Origin of the sequence: Acinetobacter johnsonii (assembly GCF_048551975.1) — a bacterium.
Classification (GTDB): Bacteria; Pseudomonadota; Gammaproteobacteria; order Pseudomonadales; family Moraxellaceae; genus Acinetobacter; species Acinetobacter johnsonii_A.
In genome coordinates this window covers 1-22383 of sequence record NZ_JBIMCF010000031.1, presented here as the reverse complement: position 1 = coordinate 22383, position 22383 = coordinate 1, and the positions used below count along the sequence as shown (strand labels likewise).

The following is a 22383-nucleotide window of genomic DNA, read 5'->3' as shown; positions in this document are numbered from 1 at the left end:
GGTTTTAGAAGAAGTTGCAATTTCTCCAAAAAGCTTGAAAACCATTTTAAAGCCTTCGACTTAACCTTCTTTTACATCAATAATGGCTTCATTTAATATCAGCATACTTTTTAAAACACCACCACTGTTCGAAGTAATTCATTTCGCTCTAGCGAGCTGCTCTTTGTATCTTTCCATGGTTTCGCATTTTTACTATAGCTGAATACTTAATTTATTATCACACCTAAAACCATAGGAAATGAGGTTTTACAGATCATACCATGTGCTAGTTTTTTTAGAATTTAGCTATATATAGGTGGAATCACCGCATGCGCTTGCCGATCGGCAATAACCTGACGGCATTTCTTGGTGTCATAAGCTGCATCGGTATAAACAGATTCAATCTGCTCATCTTGTGGAATCTGAGCAAGTAAATCACCAAGTACCTGTGAATCACTGACATTATTGGTTGTGAGCTGAATAGCACGTATTTGCAGGGTTTTAGCATCTAAACCAATATGTAATTTACGCCATTGACGACGATATTCAGGTCCATGTTTCTTGCGTTTCCACCTCGTACAGTTTGCATTTTCAGTATCGCTCTAAAAATCATTTTTGAGCTAAAATTCCGACAAATTAAGTAATGCATATCGAAACTCTGTGGATGAGTTTTCTTCGCCACATAGTTTTGTTAACTTAAATTTCATTACAAATTCGGAATATCAATTCTCGAATCCATCGATGAGCTTCACTTTCATGAGTACGCTCATGCCACGCAATGATTTTGGTAAACCCGGGCACTTCAAAAGGTAAATTAACGGTTGTTAGGCCCTGCACATTTTTAATGAGCCGTTTCGGTACCACAGCACAAAGATCACTGGTTTTTAGAATATCGACGAGCGATAAAAAGCTGGGAACAGAGAGGACGACTCGGCGTTGTTTCTGTACTTTACGTAGAACTTGATCGGTGGTGCCCTCGAAAGCACCACCAACGTAGGATACGATCGCATGGTCAATGCTACAAAACTGATCAATGGTTAATGAAACATCTTTCAGTAACGGATGCCCATCTCTAAGAACACAAACATAGGTTTCGTCAAATAAGGTTTTGGCTCGCAAATCAACAGGGGATGTCTCTGGCGTTGTAAGTGCGATATCAATAATTCCCCGTTCCATCTGTTCAAGAAGTTCATGTTCATTAATCCAGCGAACAGCCACTTTGATATTGGGTGCTTCTTTTCTTAAAGCTAACAAAAAAGGTTCAACAATCGCTCGAAGTGAATAGTCGGTGACTGCTATGGATAATGTTAGCTCAGCACTTTCAGGCTCAAACAGTGTGGGTTCTAATACAGAATCCAACTCTCTAAGTAGTTTTTTTACCGGCCCGGCGAGTTCATTCGCACGAATGGTAGGAACAATGCCGTGCTGGCTGCGAATGAATAACTGATCGTCCAGACTATGCCTCAAGCGCGTTAACATACCACTGACTGCGGGTTGGCTTACTGCCAATTTTTCAGCGGCTCTGGAGACGTTTTTTTCATCCATCAGGGTGTCAAAGACGCGAAGAAGATTCAAATCTAGGTTTTTAATATTTGCCATAATCAAAATTCTTTGTTTTATATAGTTATTTCAATATACAGCAAAAAAGCCGCTCTCAATGACACTGAGAACGGCTTTTTGAATTCAGTGAAATAAACTCACGTTATTTTGCTTTACGTGCAGCTTCAACAAGACCGTCTAACCATTCCTGATGGCCATTAATCATTGGATTAGGTTTAGTTGCTGCTAATTCTTTGGCTGGATTACCATTTTGAGTTTCCTGAGTCAGAATGCGAACTCGATTGCCAGAGAGATCTTCAATTAACCAGGCATGGTGTACATCTAAACGAGTGTCACCTTCACCTGACCAGCCATGCCATGCAACACGTGCAGGTTGACCTTCAACCGGTGCAACATGTTCAACACATTGTGACTCAACAGGGAAGCCGAAAGTTTCGAAATAGAATCGAACGTTATTTTCTAACTCTGGGCCTTTTTCGTCATAAAAACGAGGATTAGCAGAGTTAGCATAGTAAGTTGGCCATAATGCCGGTGTATTAAGTAGAGGCCAGATATCTTTTGTTGAAAGACCTGCGACAATCACTTCATTTGAACAAAAGTTGTCAGTAAAACCGGGTACAAAGCCTTCAGGCCAGACGATGTCACTCATAATAGATTCCTTATGTTTGGATAGTGAATACGTTGTTTCGTTGATGATGATATTATCCAGCTTTTGAGATTATTACTCCAATCGCAATAAAGGATATCAGGTATAACGTAAAGTTATATCTAAACCCTAGCAACGTATTTTCCTCGGGCATGGCCTTGTCTGCTTTTTTTAGAATGTCTGGAATATCGCTTAAGGTAATTATGTTGGTTTGCACAGAAGCAATGATGCTCTGATAAAGAAGGTTATTCATAGCAATGCCCGCTTGAGTGATTGATTTCATGCACTTTTCGCCATTAACATGACCAGCTCTCAGGCTTAACTGATGCAAAGTTAACCCGTGATCAAACGCATTGTGATGTTGAAAAGAATTAATGGTGCTCAACAGTTCAACTAATTGCCCGTTAAAGCCTAGCATTGAGAAAGTCAGTGCTTGTGCCAAACCTCCGATACAATCAAGTGCACATTCCCCCCCCCTGATTTTCTACCGTGGCGCTCACCTTTGTGATAAGTTGCTGATCCCGATAATCGAGGCAGTGCGTTGCACCGTAAGTGTCCGCTGAACCCCATCCCTATTTTTTAATTCGGTTCAGGTTTCCAGCGGTGTGGCAGTAATTCTTCTATTTGGGTCACTTTATGTGTCGGCAACCTTTTCAGCACATCACTTAAATAGGCATACGGATCCAGCCCATTCAGCTTTGCTGACTGGATTAAAGTCATGATATTGGCTGCTCGCTGACCGCTGCGCAGCGAATCTGCAAATAACCAGTTCTTACGTCCCAACGCCCAGGGGCGCATTTGGTTTTCCACCCAGTTATTGCAAATCGGTAGATTGCCATCATGCAGATAGCGGCTTAAAGCTGGCCAACGCTTCAGAGTGTAATTGATGGCCTTGGCAGTTGGAGAACTCGATGGTACCGTCAGATAATGTTGGTTGAGTCATTCATACAGTTGTTGCATCACCGGTTGACTATTCTGTTGTCGGTATTCGCGGCGCTGTTCTGCCGTACCGTCGGTCTTTCTCCTGAGTTCTGCTTCTATCGCATACAGTTTCTGAATCAGCACTAATGCCTATTCAGTGACCTGAGTTTTTTTGGTCACATACAGTTCATGGAATTTACGACGCGCATGTGCCATGCAGCCCACCTCAATGAATTGGCCTGATAAAGTGTGTTTATAACCACAGTAATCATCACAGACCAGACGGCCCTGCCAGTCTTTCAGGAACGCTTCAAGATGCTGACCTGAAAGTCATAAATCACGGCTTGAATTGGATTGTACTGCGTGGTGGCATAAGCCCAGACATAACCTTTCTTCGGTTTTTTTATCATTCACACCCATCCGCATGATGGTGACCGGTGTTTCAACTGCATGCAAGCACATGCTGTTGCAGCACCACCTCTTTTAAAGCATTCGCCAGAGTTTCCAGTTCCACACCGCAGCGGCCAATCCAGTCAGATAAGGTCTTTCTCTTGTTTCTAGAAAGACCTTGCTATCAGACCATATTAGAACTTTACTAAGTCACCTTTTAATGCCACCCCTGCTAATGCCGTACCTTTCGCACATTGGTAAGTCGTAGTGCTACGTGTTTCATTGGACTTATAGAAACTCACCAGATTGGTCACCGCATTGGCGCCTTTGGCTTTGGCTGTATTTTGAAATTGAATCAATGCCGAACGAAGTACATGATCACATGAACTTTCCGCAGATTTGGCAAAACCATTGGTCTTTTTATTGGTCACTAATCCCTTTTCAATCACCTTACCGCCCGACTTGGTTCCCGCCAAATAAAATTTTACTGAACCATCCAACACCCCATCAGCAACAGCACGGTTTACAGCTTCTTGGAAATTAAAATCATGCATTTGATCAGCTGCTTGTGCTGATGTAAATGCAGCTAGTCCCAGAATAGCTGTGAAGCCAAATTGCTTAATATTCATAGTAATTGCTCTCTTATTTAATTTAACGTTTTTGAAAGTTGTGTAAATACCGAATTATCTAAACGTGCCTTCCATGCCATCGCATTTTTATGAATTTTATTACCGCGTTGATCGAGATTACGACTGCCTGTAATTTGTGAACTGACTTGATTACCTGAGATGAGATAGGTTACTTGTAAATAATGGCTACGACGTGTTAAACCCGCAACTACCTTTGTCTGATCTGCCTGTTCAACTACCCAACCAGTGCGCGCATTTTGCCCAACACCCAGTCGAATATTGTTCTCAATATCAGCTGCAGTCACATGTTTTGCTGTCATTACTTGCCGCTGCGGATAATCAGAAATTTTTACAGTACTACAAGCTGTTAATCCCAGCATACTCACTGCTGATAAGATATATAGTGTTTTTTTAAACCCCATTTTTTACCCTCTGTTTCAGTTATGGTCTATATTATTTTTGAAAATTAATGATGTATTAATGCCACCAAAGGCAAAATTATTCGTCATAATAATTTTTGCTGACATCGGGCGAATATCACCACAAATATAATCTAATTCCGCACACGCAGGGTCAATGTTATCTAAGTTTAAAGTTGGCACGAATTGATTACGTTGCATCATTTCAATGCTGAGCCATGCTTCAATTGCACCACATGCACCTAAAGTATGACCAAAATAGCTTTTTAATGAACTGATTGGCTTTTGACCCAATATACGCACAGTTGCTTGTGATTCAGCAATATCACCCTGATCAGTCGAAGTGCCATGTGCATTAATATAATCAATATCCGCAGCAGTAAGCTGTGCATCTTTCAGTGCCAATTGCATACAGCGTCCCATCATCTCAGAATCAGGTCGCGTCACATGCTGACCATCAGTATTGCTGCCATAACCGATGATCTCAGCATAAATAGTCGCTCCACGTGCTTGAGCATGTTCATATTCTTCTAAAATCAAACAGCCTGCACCTTCACCAACAACCAAACCATCCCGATTTGCATCAAAGGGACGCGGAGTTTTCTCTGGATGATCATTTTGAACGCTGGTCGCTAATAGTACATCAAACACAGCTGAACCCGCAGCGCTGAGCTCTTCTGCTCCACCTGCAATCATCACAGTTTGCTTGCCGTATTTAATCGCTTCATAAGCTTGTCCAATGGCCATCGAACCGGAAGTACACGCACTTGAGGTCGGCAGCGTTAAACCTTTTAGCCCAAAATACACCGTCATATTGACCGCGCTGGTATGTGACATCATACGAATGTAGGTCGTGGCATTGAGTTGACTCATATTATGCTCAAGCAACATGGTACCAAACTCACGCACAGCATCCACACTGCCCGCAGAAGAACCAAAAGCCACGCCTGCATCGCCACTTCTTAAGATATCAGCATGGAGTAAACCTGCGTCTTCCAATGCTTTTTCAGCACATACCGTGGACATTAAGGCAACACGCCCCATACCACGAGTAACTTTACGGTTAAAATGCTTCGGTACAGTAAATGACTCAACTGGACCAGCTAATTTACTACGTAAATCAGGATAGATCTCCCAATCGGACATATAGCGAATGCCACTTTTACCGAGTGTAAACTGCTCAAAAATTTGCTCTGCGGTTTCACCCAAAGAAGTAATCCCAGACATGCCTGTTACAACAACACGTTTCATTAGATCAGGCCTCCATTAATTGAAAGCACTTGGCGGGTGATATAACTGGCATCATCACTACATAAAAACTTTACCGCTTTAGCGACTTCTTCTACCTGCCCCATACGTTGCATCGGAATCATTTTCAAGGCATGTTCTTTGACTTCCTCTGTGACCATTTCGGTTTCTATCAAGCCCGGAGCCACACAGTTCACCGTAATTTTGCGTTTTGCCAACTCTAGTGCCAATGCTTTGGTCGCACCAATTAAGCCTGCTTTGGCAGCACTATAATTGACCTGACCACGGTTCCCCATAATTCCAGACACTGAAGATAATGTCACAATACGTCCACCCTTTTTCAAGCGGATCATTGGCATCATCAATGGTTTCAACACATTATAAAAACCGTTCAGAGAGGTCGAGACCACGTCATCCCAGTCTTCATCAGTCAGTGCGGGGAAAGCACCATCACGGGTTAATCCTGCATTCAGCACTGCACCGTAAAAAGCACCATGCTGTGCTATATCTTGCTCTAAAATAGCGGCAATTTTTTCACGCTCATTCACATCGAACATCAGTACATGGCTGGCCTGTCCAAGCGCTTGAATTTCCTGAGCCACCGCTTCGGCCTCAGACTGTCTTGAACGAGCATGTACCGTGACATCAAAGCCTGCCTTTGCCAACTCCAAAGCAATCGCTTTACCTATCCCACGACTCGAACCCGTGACTAAAATTCTTCTGTTCACACTAATTTTCCGATGATTTCATTCATATTTTCAGGCTCAAATACGCTCAACATGGCGCTGAACCGATGTTCGTGATATTCAATTTCACAATGAAACTGCCCCAAACCCTCGTGCAGATAACTTTGTTCTACTCGAATCCTCACGGTTGTGCCCAAACTAAAATAAGCACAAGGCAACTGCATTTTACGCGTTCCCAATAAAAAGCCAATTTTCGGTGGCAAGCCCTGAGTTTGTCCTTTATAACCGGCATAGACGCTAATAGTCTGCGCCATCAACTCAATGCTGCTCCAAGTGGGCAAGCCTTCTGGCTCACAAAACATCAAATCAGGTGTGATGTGAAGTTCTGCAATAGCAAATTCATCATTGGCTTCAATCAAATGGCTCACGAAAACCATCGGTTTTGCATGTGGAATAAACTGTACTGCATCCATCATGGTAAAGCCGTCCCAAAAATTAAACTGATATTACTGCCACCAAAAGCAAAAGAATTACTCATCGCATAGCGAATCGGTGCAGCTAAATGCGGTGAAAGCACATAGTTTTGCCCAGCCAAAGCATCGTCCAATTCACCTGCATGATGTAGGGGTAACCAAGATTGATCTAATAAAACCTGTTGGCAAATAAAAGCTTCGATTGCACCCGCGGCCCCTAGACAATGTCCTGTTTTATGTTTGGTGCTGCTTACGGCCACAACTGTATCTGAGAAAACGGTCTGTACCGCTTTAATTTCCATCGCATCATTTTGCGGTGTAGAAGTCCCGTGTAAGTTCAAATATCCAATATCGCCTGCTTCAAGCTGTGCAGCGTCTAAAGCTTTTTGCATCGCCTCCGCAGCCCCAATTCCTTCTGGATGCGGTGCTGAAATATGCCATGCATCCATTGACTCGCCACTCGACAACAACATCACGGGGGCAGGCGCATTGGACAGTAAAAACAATCCTGCCGCTTCACCAATATTAATGCCGTCACGGTTGGCTCCACAGGGCTGACAAATTCCGTTCGATAAGCTTTCTAAACTATCAAAACCATTTAAGGTTAGCTTGCATAAGGTGTCAACTCCACCTACTAAGACAGCATCAGCCAGATCTGCATTCAGCAGACGTTGCCCCGCCGCCAGTGCTTTAGCTGCCGAGGAGCAAGCGGTAGAAATGGTATAGGCTGGCCCTTCCCAGCCCAAATACTGTTGTAAGGCTTCCGCTAAACTGCCCATTTCTTGTTTTTGGTGCTGTACAGACTGCGGTACAGACTGTTGAAACTGGACTTTTAAGACAGACTCATTATCCGCGATGCCTGAGGTTGAAGTACCGACAATCACAGCAAGACGTTGTTTAGCAAACTGTGCTGTATAAGCATGAATTTCAGTTTCAATTTGCGCCAGAGCCGTCAGCGCAAAGCGTAGATTCCGTGAGTCTACACCGTTCAAGCTTTCAGGCACTGCTTGAACTAAGGTTTGATCACATGCGCCGACCCAGACCGAACGCCCCGCAATCAGATCTCCTCGTTGCGATAGGGTATTTTCAGGGTTGGTCAAGGCATGTTGAAGCTCAGCGGCATTTTGTCCCAAAGCCGACAGCGCCGCACTGAACTGAATACCCACGGCTGAAACATGCTGTAGATTTTTAGTCATGATGGTCACCTTGATCATCTTCTAAAGTATTGCTCACCGTGCTGATCACCATCTGATAAGGCACTTGCAAATTATCCAGTTTAATTGCTCCTTCATTTTGCTGAATTTTCAACACGGGTTGCTGCTGTATATAAATGGTATCGTCTTTCTGCACGACCGCATTTTGAGCTGTATGTAAGGCAGCAAAATTTGGATATGTGGCATAGAGAATATCACGCACTACATAATCAAAAGGTAATCTTTTCATTGGATCAATGCGCTGTTCAGCTTCGACCTTTTGACCATCAAAACTGAGCTTAAACAACTGCTGTCCTGTGAGGCTAAGCGCTAACATATCAAGCGACTGCCCCCGTTGTTTCTGATACATTAAAAAGCTGAAACTCTGGGTTTTCCACTGTACTTCGATTTGATCTTGACGTTGATAATTTTGCGCAACCCACTGTGGGGTCGCGAGCCCCTGCGCCTTGGGAATCAAGCTTTGGCAGGCACTACAAAGCAGAGCACTGACTAAAACCCAACTGACAGTTTTAAAACGCAGCTCAAGTTTCATCGGTCAGCGACTCTTTCTAAAGTTATTTGAGTTTGTTCTTCTCGACAATATTCGGCCAAAGTGCTCAAGCGTTGCTTGGCATTACGATGGATCGGGTTGCTTGCATCCCACGCATAACCTGCGAGTAAAGAAGCAATCATACGGCGGATTTTTTCATCCTGCTGAATCGAAAATACCACATCCTGAAACTCACCTGAATACCATGATTCGACATAGGCACGGAACACTTGAATGCCTTTACGTAACGGTTTTTCATATTGCTCCATCCAGTCTACCTTCTCACCTTGCAACACTTGCTCGACAAATGGCACAGCTAGACTAGACGATTTTAAGGCAATGGTTACCCCTGAAGAAAAGACAGGATCGAGGAACTCACCTGCATTGCCGAGTAGTGCATAGTTTTCAGATGCCAAATGTTTAACATCGGCAGAGTAGCCCACCAAAGTACGCACAGGAGTATCATGCTTAGCATGGCGCAATAAATGCGACAAACTGACATCATCGGCCAAAATACGTTTTTGCAAGGCTTCTAAATCATAATCTGCACTGCCGTCATAGCCGTATTTTTCAAAAAAATCTTGCTCCGCCACAATACCAAATGAAGAACGCCCATCGGCAAAGGGAATCAGCCAATACCACGCACGGTGGTCTTTTTCATGCACGGTAATTAAAATTTTCTCGCGGTCAAATTCAGGATCATCCAACAAACCATCTTCAATATGGGTAAAGACCGCACGGCGCACTGGAAAGTCCGACGGGCTTTCTAAGTCAAGAAACTTTGGTAATATGCGACCAAAACCGCTGGCATCTAAGAGGAATTTGCCTTGAATTTGGTAGCTGTCGCCTTGCGCATCTTTGACCGTCAAAATCGGTTGTGTAGATGCCACGTCGACCTCCAAAACTTCATGACCAAAACGGATATCTGCGCCCATTTTTTCGGCTTGCTGTGCCAAAAGCTGGTCAAAGTTGGCACGTCTTACCTGCCATGTAGTGCCTGGACCTTCGCTAAACTTTTGAGTAAAGTCATAAAAACTGCGCTGCTTACCTCTTAAAAAAGCCGCGCCATTTTTAAACTGAAAGGCATATTCATCGGCATGTGCACGAACCGTATCCAATAAGCCCGCTTCTTCCAAAAACACCATACACTGCGGTAATAAAGACTCTCCAATGGAGAAGCGTGGAAAATATTGCTTTTCGATAACTGTGACTTGATGGCCTTTTTGGCGTAGCAAAGCTGCTGCCGAACTGCCTGATGGTCCCGCCCCAATAATTAAAACATCTGTCTGTTGCATGGTGCTCATTGCACTGTACCCTTTGACTCAGCTCTTTGGCTGATATTGTTGAACCACCACATGTTTTGCATCGGAGGATGTAAAAAGTGTGGCATAAATAAATGAAAAAATAACGCCCAGCAACACTGTTAAGCCAAAACTGTGAATGGCATAGGTATGACTAAAGGACAGCAAACCAAAACCAAAGAACGTCGACATCATGCACAGGAACAAAGCCATGCCCACTACCTGCGGGTGATCATGTCCGTGGCGGTAGAAAATCGCATAGTCCACCCCAATTCCCATGATCAGGAAGGTGCCCATAATGCTGAATAAATTAATCTCCACACCCAGCCAGGTTTGAATCGCAAACGTGGTCATTAGAGCCATACTGACGGGCAGTACCAAAGGCAGAATAGATTTTTTGCCATAAAGTATACCCAAGCCAATGGCTAAAATCATCAAAGCACTAACTAATAGCCACTGTGCCTGCACACGATGCTGTTTAAACAATTCAGACAGTTGATGAACGGGGCGTAACAGTTGTACATCCGCATTTTCAAGCTGTTGCACGGCTTTGACGTCATGCACATTTTGCAGCATCACCAAACGTTGTGTCGGACTCATCTGCAAAAAATGCAGAGGATGATCTTTAAAGACCGCTTCGGTCAATAACGGTTGGTCTTTTAAATGCGCTTGCCAGTTTAAAATATCCGCTGCGTTGAGCTGCAACGCTTGCGCATATTCCACTAAAGCCGGCTGAGGAATCGCCTGTAACATTTCAACATTCTTTTTTTGCTGCTCAAACGATGGAATCCACTGCCCTAAAGCTTGTACAGCATCCAACTTGCCAGCCTGTTGCAAGGACGCAAGCTCTGCCAGTAGTTGCTGTTCGCGCTGCTCCAACTCTGCTGAGGTTCTGCCCTGTACCACAAAGTATTCGCTGCTTTGCTGCTGCATAAAACGTGAACGAACATATTGGTCTTCCTGCTTTAAAGTGGCATCTATACTTTGTAAATTACGAATGTCATCATTGCTTTTCAGCAAGGCGAGACTACTACCCGTCACCAGTAGAATCAGTGCAATCATGCCATAACGCAGTGTATTTCGACTCTGCACATAACTGCGTGCTTTGCCAATAAAGCCCAGTGCACGTATCGCAGGTTCCGCATTCAGTGCAGGTAGACGTGGCAGTAGTAAAATACTGGTCACCCATGCGGCACTCAGTCCAACCATAGAAAAGACTGCAATCTGTTTAAAGCCCGGAAATGGGGTAAAACTAAGCACCACATAGGCCAATAGCGTGGTCATTAACCCCACAAATAGACTCGGCAATAACGGCTTTAGAACAGTAAATCCATCGATCTGTCGGTGCTGAGACTGCATGGCCATGAAGTAAAATGAAAAATCAACACAGACCCCAATCAGACTGGCACCAAAGACCAGTGTCATCAGGTGAATTTCGCCAAAAACCCAATAGGTCACAGCAAAGGCCACCAAGCTGCCTGTGCCGACTGCAACCATTTCCGTCAGCATCGGTCGTATCGAACGGAAGCCAAACCAGACCAAAAGCAAAATCCCGAGGGTCGAACCCACGCCAATGGTGGAGATTTCCTCTTTGGCAGAGTTGGTGCCGAACTGTGCAAACAGCAGCGTGCCCGTCCAATGCGGCTTGACCTGCAACTGGTTGAGCTGCTGCTTGATATTTTGGATAAACGCAGCGGTCTGTTCTTGGTAGACAATATTATAAGGGCTATTATTGAGCTGAAGCACCATCAGGCGTGAGATGCCTTGCGCATCACGAATTGTGGCAAAGCCCTGCTCTAAATTGATATCGGCATTGCTTTGTAAAGCACCTAACCCCACTGCATAACGCGGAAACAACAGCAAAGGATCTTGCTTGAGCATTTCAGCCGTAATAGGCATGCCCGGACTCATCAGTTGCAATAAGCCCTGCTCCATCAAAGCAACATCATCTTGCCCTTGCAAAATCTGCTGATCTGACTTGGATAATAGCCCTGCTTTGTGCTGATACAGTGCTTGGGCAAATTGATCAGGATCAAGCTGCGGACGCACAGGTAAAAACAGCTGACTTTGGTCGGCTTGGGTTTTGAGTACTTGCGTTGCCTGTTCTAATTGCAGATCTGCTTTGGCATCCAACACCACAAAAACTTTGTCATTTAACTGCTGACTCACATATTGCTGTGCTTGTTCCAGATGAGCATCTTGATGGGCTTCAGGCAGCAAAGCAAAAATATTGGTCTCAATCTTGATGCCTTTATTCAGCCAAGCCACGCCCAGTGCCAAAGCAATGACACACAGCACCAACAACCACAGAGCGCTAAATTTATTTTGCCAATTGGAAAAGCGCATTTTCCGCAGCCGTTAAAGTTTGAGGTTGAGCCATTTGCTGGCTAAAACGAATGATGGTGCGGTTATTGGCTTGTTCCAAAATGGTAATACGGTCCACATAACGCTGACCTTGCGCATCGACTTGGACAAAAAGCTTTTTAAATAGACTGCTTTTCGGCGTTAAGCTGACATTCCACTGCGTTGGGCTGTAATTGGCAGACACCACATTAAAGTTTTTAGCGAGCGCCGCTTCATTGCCCGACATCAACTGTAAAAACATCGTCGCTACAGAGCCATAAGGAGTCTTATCGACTTCAATTTGACTGGACGTGCGCTGCGTCTTTTGTACCAGCTTACGCGGTGTCACCACCAAATCGGCCTTGACTGGACTTTGAATCTGCCACAGCACGCCTTGGTTTTTGCTGAACAGCACAGTACCTTTGGACACATAGGTTTTATTCAATGCTGCCAGTTTTTTCTGCTGCTCAAATTGGGCACGCACCACAGGCGTTGCGCCAAGCTGAGCAAATACCTGCTTCAATTCAGTATTTTGTGCATTCGCTGTGGGAGCAAGCAAAGTTATCACACTGGCTGTACACGCAACGAAAATCATCGTGGAGAATTTGTATCGAATCATGCTTGCATTACTCCGCCTTAAACTCAGGCCATGCATTTAAACAATCCAACAACACCTGTGGGGATTGAAAACACATTTCACGTTTTTCAATATGAACTGCCACTTGCGAAGTAAAGCCCTTGGTCAACTTTCTACCCGAGACCGCATCAAAAATCAGATATTCAATTTTCAAGCGATTTTCCCACTCTTTCAAAACAGCGCGCACACGAATTTTCTGTTCAAATTCGATGCCTTGCACATAGCGCACATAGCTTTCAATGACAGGCCATGCATAGCCCGAGTCGCGCATTTGGTTATAGTTATAGTGAAATTGATCTAACAGTTTGCAACGTGCAATTTCAAAATATTTTAAATAATGCCCATGCCACACCACATGCATGGTGTCGACGTCATGAAAAGGCACTTCAATAATTACATCAGCATACATGCTCATTTCCTATAAATATTGAACAGCAATGCTGTCTAACAATTCTAAATGATCAAAACGATTGACCAGCGTTTGAAGCTCTTGTTGCAAAGGACGATCTTCCGCTACGTAGGTGAAGCTCTGAAGCACCCAGTATTGAAATGCTCTTAAAACAGGGCTGAGTTCTGTATCTACACCTTTAAGTTTAACTGCTTGAACTGCTGCACAACTGAGTGCTGCAATCACTTGTTCGGTCAGAGTAATGACACGGCTAGCATCACGTGCGGCAATGGTGCCCATACTGACTTTGTCTTGATTATGACATTCGGTTGAACGTGAGAAAATCGACGCAGCGAGTGTCTGTTTCAAGGCTTCTGCCGTCCATGCCGAAACCCCGATTTGCACTGCTTTAAAGCCATGATTCAGCGGTAACCGCTCAGGACTTGAACCAGTTAAATTACGCGGTAAACCATTGTTCATTTTATAGTCCACCAACTGCGCCAATTGACGATCCATCAGGTCAGCAATATTCGCAATCATGATTTTTAGACTATCCATGGCTTGGGCAATATGTCCGCCATAGAAATGCCCACCATGCAGTACCCGCAGGTTGACTGGGTCAATTAATGGATTGTCATTGCTTGAGTTCAGCTCATTTTCAATAAACTGACGCAGCCACAGTTTAGAGTCTTCAAACACCCCGATCACATGCGGTGCACAGCGCAATGAATAACGGTCTTGCAAGCGTGAACTTTGGTGTTCGGTTTGTACTTCACTGTTTAACCAGTCGCGTAACTGCGCTGCAATATGTTGCTGTCCCGGATGTGGTTTTTGTGCAAACAGGACTTCATCAAAATGACTTGGATTACCCTCTAAAGCCAAAACATTCAATGCAGTAATTAAAGTACTGGCAAAAGAAATCTGTTCGGCTTTTTTATAATTCAGGCAGGCAATCGCAGTCATAACCGCTGTACCATTCATCAGGGCCAAACCTTCTTTAGGACGCATCACCAAAGGCTGCAAACCTTTTTCGGCATACACTTTTGCAATCGGCACGATCTGGCCTTGATAGTACACATCGCGCTCACCGACCAATGCCCCAGCGATATAAGACAAAGGGGTCAAGTCACCACTGGCACCGACCGAACCCTCAGATGGAATCACCGGAATCACATCTTCATTCAGCATCCAGACCAACCGCTGCAACAAGGCATGCGAGACACCCGAATAGCCGCGTGCCAAAGAACATAAACGCACCACCACGACAGCACGTGCGGTAATTAAGTCTAAGTTTTGCCCCATGCCGCAGCCATGAAAACGCGACAAATGCAGCGGCAGCTCATGCACTTGGTGGGCTGGAATTCCGACTAAGCACGAGTCTCCATAACCCGTGGTCACGCCATAAATGACGCCTTCGTCTTGCAACAGCTGATCGAGGAAATCTGCACCGCGTTGAATCAATGCTGTCCATTCAGCAGAGGTAGGCAATACCACCTGTTTTTCTTTACGCGCTACAGCCACAACATCTTCAATACTGAGCGGAGTTTCCCCAACCATTAACACAAGACTTATCCTTTATTCCAAAAATTATAAAAATTAAACCATTGATAGGGCGCGCGTATGCAATGCTGTTCCAACAGTTGGACATACTGTCTTGTGGTCTGTTGCATGGCCTGTAAACGCTCTTTACGCGGCCAGTCCAACTGCTCCACCACTTGATGAATATGCACTTCAAAATGTGTATCAACTCGATAGCAAAACACTGCCAACACAGGAGCTTTCAATAAGCTAGCCAAGATCCAAGCGCCTTGCGGCCACAGCGCTTGCTCTCCTAAAAAAGCAACCGATTGTACACGATCTGACTGCACGGGTACGCGGTCTGCTGCCACAATCACCCATTCACCTTGATCCAACTTATCCTGTAAAATCATTGCTGTTTCAATTCCCAACTCATCCACCGAAACCAAATTAACATCGGCATGTTCATTCAGTTTTTTTAAAAATGCATTGAACTTGGTAGCATGTTTTTGATAAACCAACACATTAATTTTCTGCGGATGCTCTGCTTTGACGGCGCGCAGCAATTCAATATTGCCAAAGTGTGACACCACTATCACCGCACCTTTTTGATAGTGCGAACGAAAGTGCGCATGACCATGCAGCTTTAAGTTCTGCTCAGGAATATGCCCGAGCCAGCCCTCAATTTTATCTAAAATACATTCGCCAAATTGCATAAAATGCGTATAGCTGTGCCACAGCTGCGGCTCAGCCTGAAACGGCGACTGCGCACCTGCAAAATGATGCATTTTTTTTAAGTACAACAGTGAAGCCTGACGCGCAGCATTGGAAAAGAGCCAGTACCATAAAATCACAAAGTATAAGATGACTCGGCACAGCCAACGCCCACCCAAACGGTAGAAACCCAGCATCAGCATTAGCGGTAATATCCCGCCCCGTTCTTTCACAGCGCTCCATTTCTGCATATATTTCTCTGACCGCCTTAGCCTTTGACTTTCTGATAAATCAGTTTGGGGAAACGCAGCAGCATGCCACCCAACAAGCGGCTATGCGCGCGCGCCATACCCAGATTGTCACGCCAAACATCGAAATGTGAAATGCCACCTTCAGGGTAAATCACATGTGTGGGCAGATTGATAAACGGCACATTGTCCCATTTCAAACGTACCAAAATTTCCGAGTCAAAGCCCATACGCGGTTGAAACTTGGCTGTATTTAAAATGTTCACCGTCTGCTCCAGAGGATAGACACGGAAGCCACACATGCTATCTTTAATGTCAAAAGACAGGCTGTTAATCCACACCCAAATGTGCGTTGCATAACGGCCATAGAGACGTTTTTTTGGAACAGTCGCATCAAAAATCGGCTGACCAATAATCATAGCTTCAGGATGTTGGATAGATGTGTCTAAAAAGCGTTGCACATCCTGCCAGTCATGTTGTCCATCGGCATCTAATTGCAAGGCATGGCTATAACCGCATTGATAAGCATGCTTTAGCCCAGTGGTCACTGCCTGCCCTTTCCCTTGATTGTGGGTATGTTCAACCAAATCGACCCTTGGATAGTCCTGCGTAAGCTGATGTAATACCGCCGTACAATCGGCATCACTGCCATCATTCACCATAATGATGGGTAACTCAAAAGCGCTTAAATGTGACAGTAACGCAGCCAAATAATGTGGATGGTTATACACAGGAATCACAAAGCAGTGTTTCATTTTGTCTCTCGGCTTAAACGTCTGAAGGGATAGCAAACAGCAAACGTCCTGATGCCAATATTTTGTCATGATTTTTCAGCTCAAAACTGACCTTATGCGCTTTACGGCTGAGCACCAGTTCCACCGTATGATAGGGTTGGATCAGCCCTTGAAATTTTAATTGCTCAAAACCATTGCACCACAGTAAATCCACCCAATTTTGTTTGGCAAAATGCTGGATAAAACCAATTTGCCCTACGCCCGGATAAATCGGAAAGTTCGGAAAATGCCCTTTAAAGCATTCCAGCTCAGGCACAAACTCCAAAGCATAACTGATCTGCATATCCTGAGACTGCTGTGTCAATACCACAGGCAAGGTCATCGGCAGAAAGAGTGATTTTAAATACTGTTTATTCAGCTTCGATTGTGCATTTTGTGGCATTTGCGTTATGAACCGCCACTGCCGCGGAATCGCGATACTTTCCAGCTTCTGTTGTAATTGTTTTTTCAGCTGTGCGGTAAAGGCAGCTTTGCCCTTTTCGATAAGCAGCACCCTTGCATCCACTGTCAGCACCGCTACCACCGCCAAAATCTGACGCTGTTCTTTTTCATGAATTAAAACATGGCACTGCTGTATTTCTGCCAACTCAGCGATTTTTGCTTCAATTGCATCGAGACTTAACCGCTTTTCTTCGAGTTTGACAATACGGTCCAAACGCCCCAATAGTTGGAATGGACTTTTGGGATTATTTGCATCCACGACCTGCACTTTATCTCCAGTCAAAATCCAATCCATGCTAAAGGCATGATTGGTTTTAACGGCTAACTCTTGTTGCTCGCCGCACTTAATTTCGACATTTGCAAAGGGAGTCCATAGCGCATCATCTGCCTGACGGTGAGCAATCCCGCCTGTTTCAGAACTACCAAACACTTCGGTAATGGGACGGTTCAGCAAAGGACGCACGCCTGCATCCAACTTTCCACCAGAGGAATAGACCCGATGGCAGTCTTGCAACACTACATCTGTGGTCCAGCGCTTCAACAATGCAGGACTTGAAATGAGGTAATTGGGCAGTTGCAAATGGGCAATTTTCTTTTGAAGATCAACCACATCTTCAGGGAAAGCCAATTGTTTCTGATAGAAACTGCGTCCACTGGCTAAAGGCCACAACAACTTAAACAGCAAACCATAAATATGTTGATGGCTCACCGTAGCAATCGCGATCGCCTGCTCAGGCAAATCAAAACTGGCTTCTAAACCACAGACTTCATTGAACAATTGTTGCAAGGTGCGCGGAATCTTTTTCGGCTGCCCTGTTGAGCCCGAAGTATAAAAATACAGCTGTGCCTGATTGAAAAAGGCGGCATCAAATTGAAGCTCAAAAGTTGATGGCAGCGTTGACGACAAACGTTTTAAAAAATAAATCTGCTGCTCCGCCAATTCTTTTTCTAAATCACTGACCCTATGCGGAGGTAGTAGCACCTGCTTACCAGCTTGCAAGGCTGCAAACAACAATACTAAAAATTCATAACTATCTTCTTGCCAAAGCGCCCATACAGGCTGTTCCAACGGCTGAATTTGCGCAACCTGTTCAGCCACATCCAACCAAAAAGTGTGAAAGGAAACAAAAGTTGAGTCCGCCTGAATACACAGGGGATGCGCTGAATGGAGATGGTGTTGAAAATGACAAGACATAAAATTGTTTTTAAAACCGTATTTCTAATCGCTATAGTTCGAGGCCACTGTTTTAGCTGCCCTGACTGAAATGCTGTTATTTCTGTACCTGATGCAGTCGCTGCTGGCGTTTACGCAATATAAACTCGCCCAGTAACAGTCCACCCATCAAGACATAAGAGATCAAGCCGTTATACAGCACCCAAATCTTCATCGGTGCAAAGAAAACAGTGATCAAGGCCAGAACTGCATTGATGTAGAAAAACCCACACCAAACTTTGGTCACTTGACGGGTCCACGCTACCCCTTCTTTAGGTAAATTAGGCTCTACCAAGCGCGCAAAGCGCTCAATCATTGAAGGCGGTCGAATCAAGGTACTGGCAAAAATAAATAGCGCCCCAATACTCATAAAGACAGGATAAAGTTTAAGCCACGCATGATCTTTTAAAATCAAACTCAGCCCGCCACATAAAATAGCAAAACCCGTCAATGGCCACAGTAAAGCATTACCCTTACTCAATAGACGTAGAAGACCCAGTGCAATCAAAGCAGCACTGACCCAGACATACTGTCCATACGCCAATGCATAAGCCACAAAAAAAGGATAGAGGATCAATCCAACCCCCGCTATCCCTTTTAAAATGTTGTTCATGCAGCAGAAATGTTCTGAATGACGACCACCACGTCTTGTACGGTCCGCACATTTTTAAAGTCTTCAGGGTTGACTTGTTTGCCTGTCAACTCTTTAATTTTAACCACCAAATCAATGGCATCAATACTGTCAACATCGAGGTCTGAAGCTAGGTTTGATTCTAATTGCACATCTTCAGGCGCAATTTCAAACAGCTCTTCCATCCATTCACGTAATTTTTCTAACACGGTTTCTTGTGCAAGCATAGCAACCTCTTATGCTGTTTTCTGTGCTTCAACCAAAGCCACTAAGCTTTGAATTGATTTAAAATGTTCTTTGGTTTCTGCAGACTCTGCATTCAAATGAATGCCATAACGTTTTTTCAATGCCAAGCCTAATTCAAGGGCATCAATCGAGTCCAAACCCAGACCATCGCCAAACAAAGGCGCGTCTGTATCAATGTCTTCAATACTGATGTCTTCAAGGGCAAGGACATCAATAATCATTTGCTTTAATTCATCAGCAAGATTAGTCATTTAGAGATAACTCTTGGTTAAAAAACCACTGTAATTGTTGATTTAATTGACGTACATTTTTTGGATTGACCGTTACGTCATCCAGTACGTCTTCCACGCGGATCGCATCCAAGACTTTTACACGGATATGAAAAGGCTGTTCTGGAATGTGATACCATTTTTCGTTTTTGGTGAGTGTCGAGGGCGTACAGCTAATTAGCACAGGCCGAATCGGTACCCCTGCCCTTAGTGCAATATTGGCTGCGCCGCGCTGAAACTCGTTCAACTGCTCACCTTTTGCTGTTCTTGTTCCCTCAGGAAAGATCAACAAGGGCGCGGCATGATCCTGCTGCAATTTGTGTACACAGTCCTGAATAAATTGTTCAGAACCCGCATTTAAAATATATCCCGCACTTTGCACAGGACCTTTGGTAAATGGATTTGACCACAGTGCCTGCTTAACAACACAGTTTGCTTCCTCCATTAAACCAATTAAAACCACCACGTCAATCAGTGTCGGATGGTTAGCAATCACCAGCTCTTGTTGGCTGTGCTGTAGCTTATCTAGACCTTCAACCGTATAGGTCATAATGCCCAGTTTTACCATCATCTCCGTAAAACCTTTGAAACTGTGCTTAATGACTTTTTGAGTGCGCTGTTTGCGAACTTCTGAGTCTTGTGAACTCAACTTGACCATTGGTGCAATCAAACCACCAATCGCCACGCCGCCTAAGCCAAAGCTGGCAAAGCTCAATCCTGTCGCTGCAACGCGCCATGCATAGTTTGCTTTTTGCTTGATTCGATTTAATTTCAGCATTTCGTCCACGCTTCAGATTTAGTTTGCTCAGGATTAGTCCAAAACGTGTTAAATGCTAAAGCTTGCTGATAGGCTGGCGTTGCATTCATATGCTTTGGCGTCAGTATCAAATTTGCAGGCACTAATGAAATCATCGCTCCCATCGCAAAAGCAGAAAATGGCTGATGCTCGATATACATTTCAGGCAAGGCTTCATCATAATACACTAGCAAAACCTGACAGGCTTCTGGCCTTGTTTTTAACAACGCATAGGCTTCAATCAACCCATCATTCCACGAACCCGCCAAACTGGTCGCAGGTGTCGCATCCTGACATAAAATGGAATAAAGCCCGGAAATTGCATTATGCACTGAGGTTGAAAACTGCGTTGGTGAAGGTGTTTGCTCGCTTAATACATCTTCTAAAATATTTAGTGTTTTTGATTCATCGCCATATTGCGACACCCACACAATATAATCGACTTTGTGGGTATTTAAAGTCTGTATTGCACTATTCAAAGCCAGCTTTGCTAGGCGCGATAAGCGCCGGCGTTGCATCGCAGGAATGTGTTGTATAGCTGATAACTCTTGATCAATCGAACTTAGATTTAAGCGGGACACGTGGAGTTGCATCATCATGATCAGTATTTAAAAAATTGACAATTATCAGGTGCGTAATTATAACACCGAGTTAAATTTTTCACAAAAAATAACAAAACCATGTTGTTTTCAAAAATAAAACTGTGAAATCGATTCAATTATCAATTGCTGTATGCTGAAAAAACAGGAGGTTTTAACTTGGTAAACTATACATACTCATCAGGAGTTTACCATGAGCTAGAAACACAAGACGTATACGGTAGAACTTAAATCTGAAGCCATCAAAGCATTAGAAGCCAATCAAGGCAATGTATCGGAAACAGTTAGAGAACTCGGCATTTCCATGAAAACTTATCAAATTGATACAAGAAGGCAAAGGTTGGGACATTAGCTGGTACTAAACAGTATTCACCTGATCTAAACGCTTTGCTCGAAGAAAATAAGCAACTTAAACAAACAGCTTAAATCCGCTGAAATGGAACGTGAATTTCTAAAAAAGGCAGTAGCGTACTTTGCCAAAGTACGTCAGTAAGGTACGCCTATATGAAATCGCAAAAACACTGATTGCCGATTATTTTGATGGCACGATTACTTCATGTATTAGTTTCACACTTTTATAATTGGCTAAAACGAGGTGTGAATAAACGATTAGTTCAGCGAAATCAACAAACAAATTTGGTCAAAATAGCGCACAAATAAACGAAACAGAGCTATGACTATATTCGCTTAACCAAGCATTTACAGGCTCAGGTCGTAAAAATTAGTACATATGCAGTACGTCAGATAAAAAAGTTAAATCAGCTGTATTGTAAGTACCACAAACGTTTCAAAAGAACGACGAACAGTGACCATAACTGAGCGATCTATCCAAATTTGCTTGAGCAACAATTCTCAATGATTAAACCAAACCAAGCGTGGTTGAGTGATATTACGTATATATGGACGACTGAAAGCTTGTTTATGATGCATCGAATATGGCTATTCACAATCAAAAACCAGCTAAGGACCTCATTGTACATTCACAAACTTCATGCCTGTAGAGTCTACGAGTAGATGAAGCCCATCACTGTTTTTCTGATAAATAATTGCAATATCAATATGCTTTTGTCTTCTACAAAGCATACTGTAATCTGGTGCTGTCCAATCCAATCCGCAAAGTTTAATTAAGCTTTGAACAAAGCCAGTAACCCTGTGTAAAGTGAGTCTAAATAGAGATTTGATCATCAAATACATTGAATCGCTATGTCGGAGTAAGTTTTACTTAGACCTTATTTGCCTTGCGGTTCTGCATACCATTGTGTTTTTGGATCGAACCAAATGTCAATATTCCCACGATTAAAGAATGCTTGGTTATATGCTGACCAATTGGTTGTGCGGTAGATTTTGTATGTAAGCTTCTTCATTTGAAAATTATATTGCTGAAAAAGCCTTTACAGATAGGTTTGTGCAACAAAGCCTATGTGAAGTTGAATGTAGACTGGGAAATCTAACAGATTGTCTTGTCCTGAAATAGATTGACAGTATTCCACTTCAAACCGAGTTAAGCAATTAGCTCGGTTTTAGTTTGCTCATACATCTGATTCGGGGTGT

Annotated in this window: 23 protein-coding genes and 5 pseudogenes; 2 read left to right on the top strand and 26 right to left on the bottom strand. The window is 43.8% G+C overall.

What is annotated here, in order from left to right:
• Window positions 1-96 (top strand): annotated as a pseudogene (locus tag ACG9ZB_RS15275) (IS1 family transposase); the annotation flags it as partial.
• A gap of 26 nt (window positions 97-122) precedes the next feature.
• Here the strand turns inward: ACG9ZB_RS15275 and ACG9ZB_RS15270 are convergent.
• The 25 genes and pseudogenes from ACG9ZB_RS15270 to ACG9ZB_RS15150 all read right to left on the bottom strand — a co-directional run.
• Window positions 123-551, bottom strand: a pseudogene (locus ACG9ZB_RS15270) (transposase); the annotation flags it as partial.
• Between the two features lie 124 nt (window positions 552-675).
• On the bottom strand, window positions 676-1578 hold the full coding sequence (locus tag ACG9ZB_RS15265) for a LysR family transcriptional regulator (RefSeq protein WP_419326617.1): 903 nt from the start codon (window positions 1576-1578) through the stop codon (window positions 676-678).
• Window positions 1579-1681: 103 nt separating this feature from the next.
• Entirely contained in the window at window positions 1682-2188 is a 507-nt protein-coding gene (locus tag ACG9ZB_RS15260; protein WP_419326616.1) for an SRPBCC domain-containing protein, read from the bottom strand.
• A gap of 52 nt (window positions 2189-2240) precedes the next feature.
• Window positions 2241-2627 carry a hypothetical protein gene (locus ACG9ZB_RS15255; RefSeq protein ID WP_419326614.1) on the bottom strand — a complete coding sequence of 129 codons (387 nt, stop codon included), beginning with the start codon at window positions 2625-2627 and terminating at the stop codon, window positions 2241-2243.
• A gap of 137 nt (window positions 2628-2764) precedes the next feature.
• Window positions 2765-3656, bottom strand: a pseudogene (gene tnpC / locus ACG9ZB_RS15250) (IS66 family transposase); the annotation flags it as partial.
• 34 nt (window positions 3657-3690) lie between these two features.
• Entirely contained in the window at window positions 3691-4125 is a 435-nt protein-coding gene (locus ACG9ZB_RS15245) for an excinuclease (protein ID WP_419326613.1), read from the bottom strand.
• A gap of 17 nt (window positions 4126-4142) precedes the next feature.
• The gene (locus ACG9ZB_RS15240; RefSeq protein WP_419326612.1) at window positions 4143-4505 is read right to left on the bottom strand and encodes a hypothetical protein; all 363 of its coding nucleotides are present in this window, start codon (window positions 4503-4505) and stop codon (window positions 4143-4145) included.
• A 57-nt stretch (window positions 4506-4562) separates the two neighbouring features.
• Window positions 4563-5795: a beta-ketoacyl-ACP synthase gene (locus ACG9ZB_RS15235; protein ID WP_419326611.1), complete on the bottom strand. Its 1233-nt coding sequence runs from the start codon at window positions 5793-5795 to the stop codon at window positions 4563-4565.
• A complete protein-coding gene (locus ACG9ZB_RS15230) occupies window positions 5795-6520 on the bottom strand; it encodes a 3-ketoacyl-ACP reductase FabG2 (protein WP_419326610.1) in 726 nt (241 codons plus the stop codon). Before ACG9ZB_RS15230 ends, ACG9ZB_RS15235 begins: the two co-directional genes overlap by 1 nt.
• Window positions 6517-6954, bottom strand: a complete 438-nt coding sequence (locus ACG9ZB_RS15225) for a 3-hydroxylacyl-ACP dehydratase (protein WP_419326608.1) — start codon at window positions 6952-6954, stop codon at window positions 6517-6519. The genes ACG9ZB_RS15230 and ACG9ZB_RS15225 overlap by 4 nt, the downstream gene beginning before the upstream one ends.
• Complete coding sequence (locus ACG9ZB_RS15220; RefSeq protein ID WP_419326607.1) at window positions 6951-8147, bottom strand: beta-ketoacyl-[acyl-carrier-protein] synthase family protein; 1197 nt, start codon at window positions 8145-8147, stop codon at window positions 6951-6953. The genes ACG9ZB_RS15225 and ACG9ZB_RS15220 overlap by 4 nt, the downstream gene beginning before the upstream one ends.
• Complete coding sequence (locus ACG9ZB_RS15215; protein ID WP_419326605.1) at window positions 8140-8697, bottom strand: DUF3261 domain-containing protein; 558 nt, start codon at window positions 8695-8697, stop codon at window positions 8140-8142. Before ACG9ZB_RS15215 ends, ACG9ZB_RS15220 begins: the two co-directional genes overlap by 8 nt.
• Window positions 8694-9998 carry an NAD(P)/FAD-dependent oxidoreductase gene (locus tag ACG9ZB_RS15210; RefSeq protein WP_419326604.1) on the bottom strand — a complete coding sequence of 435 codons (1305 nt, stop codon included), beginning with the start codon at window positions 9996-9998 and terminating at the stop codon, window positions 8694-8696. Before ACG9ZB_RS15210 ends, ACG9ZB_RS15215 begins: the two co-directional genes overlap by 4 nt.
• An 18-nt stretch (window positions 9999-10016) precedes the next feature.
• Window positions 10017-12341, bottom strand: a complete 2325-nt coding sequence (locus tag ACG9ZB_RS15205) for an MMPL family transporter (RefSeq protein WP_419326602.1) — start codon at window positions 12339-12341, stop codon at window positions 10017-10019.
• Window positions 12316-12957 (bottom strand): LolA family protein, encoded by a 642-nt coding sequence (locus ACG9ZB_RS15200; RefSeq protein ID WP_419326600.1) that lies wholly within the window; start codon window positions 12955-12957, stop codon window positions 12316-12318. The genes ACG9ZB_RS15205 and ACG9ZB_RS15200 overlap by 26 nt, the downstream gene beginning before the upstream one ends.
• Window positions 12958-12964: 7 nt before the next feature.
• Window positions 12965-13384 carry an acyl-CoA thioesterase gene (locus tag ACG9ZB_RS15195; protein WP_005090845.1) on the bottom strand — a complete coding sequence of 140 codons (420 nt, stop codon included), beginning with the start codon at window positions 13382-13384 and terminating at the stop codon, window positions 12965-12967.
• Between the two features lie 9 nt (window positions 13385-13393).
• Complete coding sequence (locus ACG9ZB_RS15190; RefSeq protein WP_419326619.1) at window positions 13394-14920, bottom strand: HAL/PAL/TAL family ammonia-lyase; 1527 nt, start codon at window positions 14918-14920, stop codon at window positions 13394-13396.
• An 11-nt stretch (window positions 14921-14931) separates the two neighbouring features.
• A complete protein-coding gene (locus tag ACG9ZB_RS15185) occupies window positions 14932-15846 on the bottom strand; it encodes an acyltransferase (RefSeq protein ID WP_419326599.1) in 915 nt (304 codons plus the stop codon).
• A 17-nt stretch (window positions 15847-15863) separates the two neighbouring features.
• Window positions 15864-16598, bottom strand: a complete 735-nt coding sequence (locus ACG9ZB_RS15180) for a glycosyltransferase family 2 protein (RefSeq protein ID WP_419326597.1) — start codon at window positions 16596-16598, stop codon at window positions 15864-15866.
• A 13-nt stretch (window positions 16599-16611) separates the two neighbouring features.
• Window positions 16612-18273, bottom strand: a complete 1662-nt coding sequence (locus tag ACG9ZB_RS15175; RefSeq protein WP_419326595.1) for an AMP-binding protein — start codon at window positions 18271-18273, stop codon at window positions 16612-16614.
• Window positions 18274-18349: 76 nt separating this feature from the next.
• Window positions 18350-18904, bottom strand: coding sequence for a septation protein IspZ (locus tag ACG9ZB_RS15170; protein ID WP_419326594.1), 555 nt, complete (start codon window positions 18902-18904; stop codon window positions 18350-18352).
• Window positions 18901-19149 (bottom strand): acyl carrier protein, encoded by a 249-nt coding sequence (locus ACG9ZB_RS15165; RefSeq protein WP_419326592.1) that lies wholly within the window; start codon window positions 19147-19149, stop codon window positions 18901-18903. The genes ACG9ZB_RS15170 and ACG9ZB_RS15165 overlap by 4 nt, the downstream gene beginning before the upstream one ends.
• 9 nt (window positions 19150-19158) lie before the next feature.
• The gene (locus ACG9ZB_RS15160) at window positions 19159-19419 is read right to left on the bottom strand and encodes a phosphopantetheine-binding protein (RefSeq protein WP_005090854.1); all 261 of its coding nucleotides are present in this window, start codon (window positions 19417-19419) and stop codon (window positions 19159-19161) included.
• Window positions 19412-20215 carry a lysophospholipid acyltransferase family protein gene (locus tag ACG9ZB_RS15155; RefSeq protein ID WP_419326591.1) on the bottom strand — a complete coding sequence of 268 codons (804 nt, stop codon included), beginning with the start codon at window positions 20213-20215 and terminating at the stop codon, window positions 19412-19414. Before ACG9ZB_RS15155 ends, ACG9ZB_RS15160 begins: the two co-directional genes overlap by 8 nt.
• Window positions 20209-20829 carry a beta-ketoacyl synthase chain length factor gene (locus tag ACG9ZB_RS15150; protein WP_419326618.1) on the bottom strand — a complete coding sequence of 207 codons (621 nt, stop codon included), beginning with the start codon at window positions 20827-20829 and terminating at the stop codon, window positions 20209-20211. Before ACG9ZB_RS15150 ends, ACG9ZB_RS15155 begins: the two co-directional genes overlap by 7 nt.
• Window positions 20830-21073: 244 nt before the next feature.
• Between ACG9ZB_RS15150 and ACG9ZB_RS15145 the strand changes: the two are divergent.
• Window positions 21074-21815 (top strand): annotated as a pseudogene (locus tag ACG9ZB_RS15145) (IS3 family transposase); the annotation flags it as partial.
• On the opposite strand, the pseudogene ACG9ZB_RS15140 reads toward ACG9ZB_RS15145, so the two are convergent.
• Window positions 21814-22196: pseudogene (locus tag ACG9ZB_RS15140) on the bottom strand (transposase); the annotation flags it as partial. The pseudogenes ACG9ZB_RS15145 and ACG9ZB_RS15140 sit on opposite strands and share 2 nt — an antisense overlap.
• Window positions 22197-22383 lie beyond the last annotated feature (187 nt).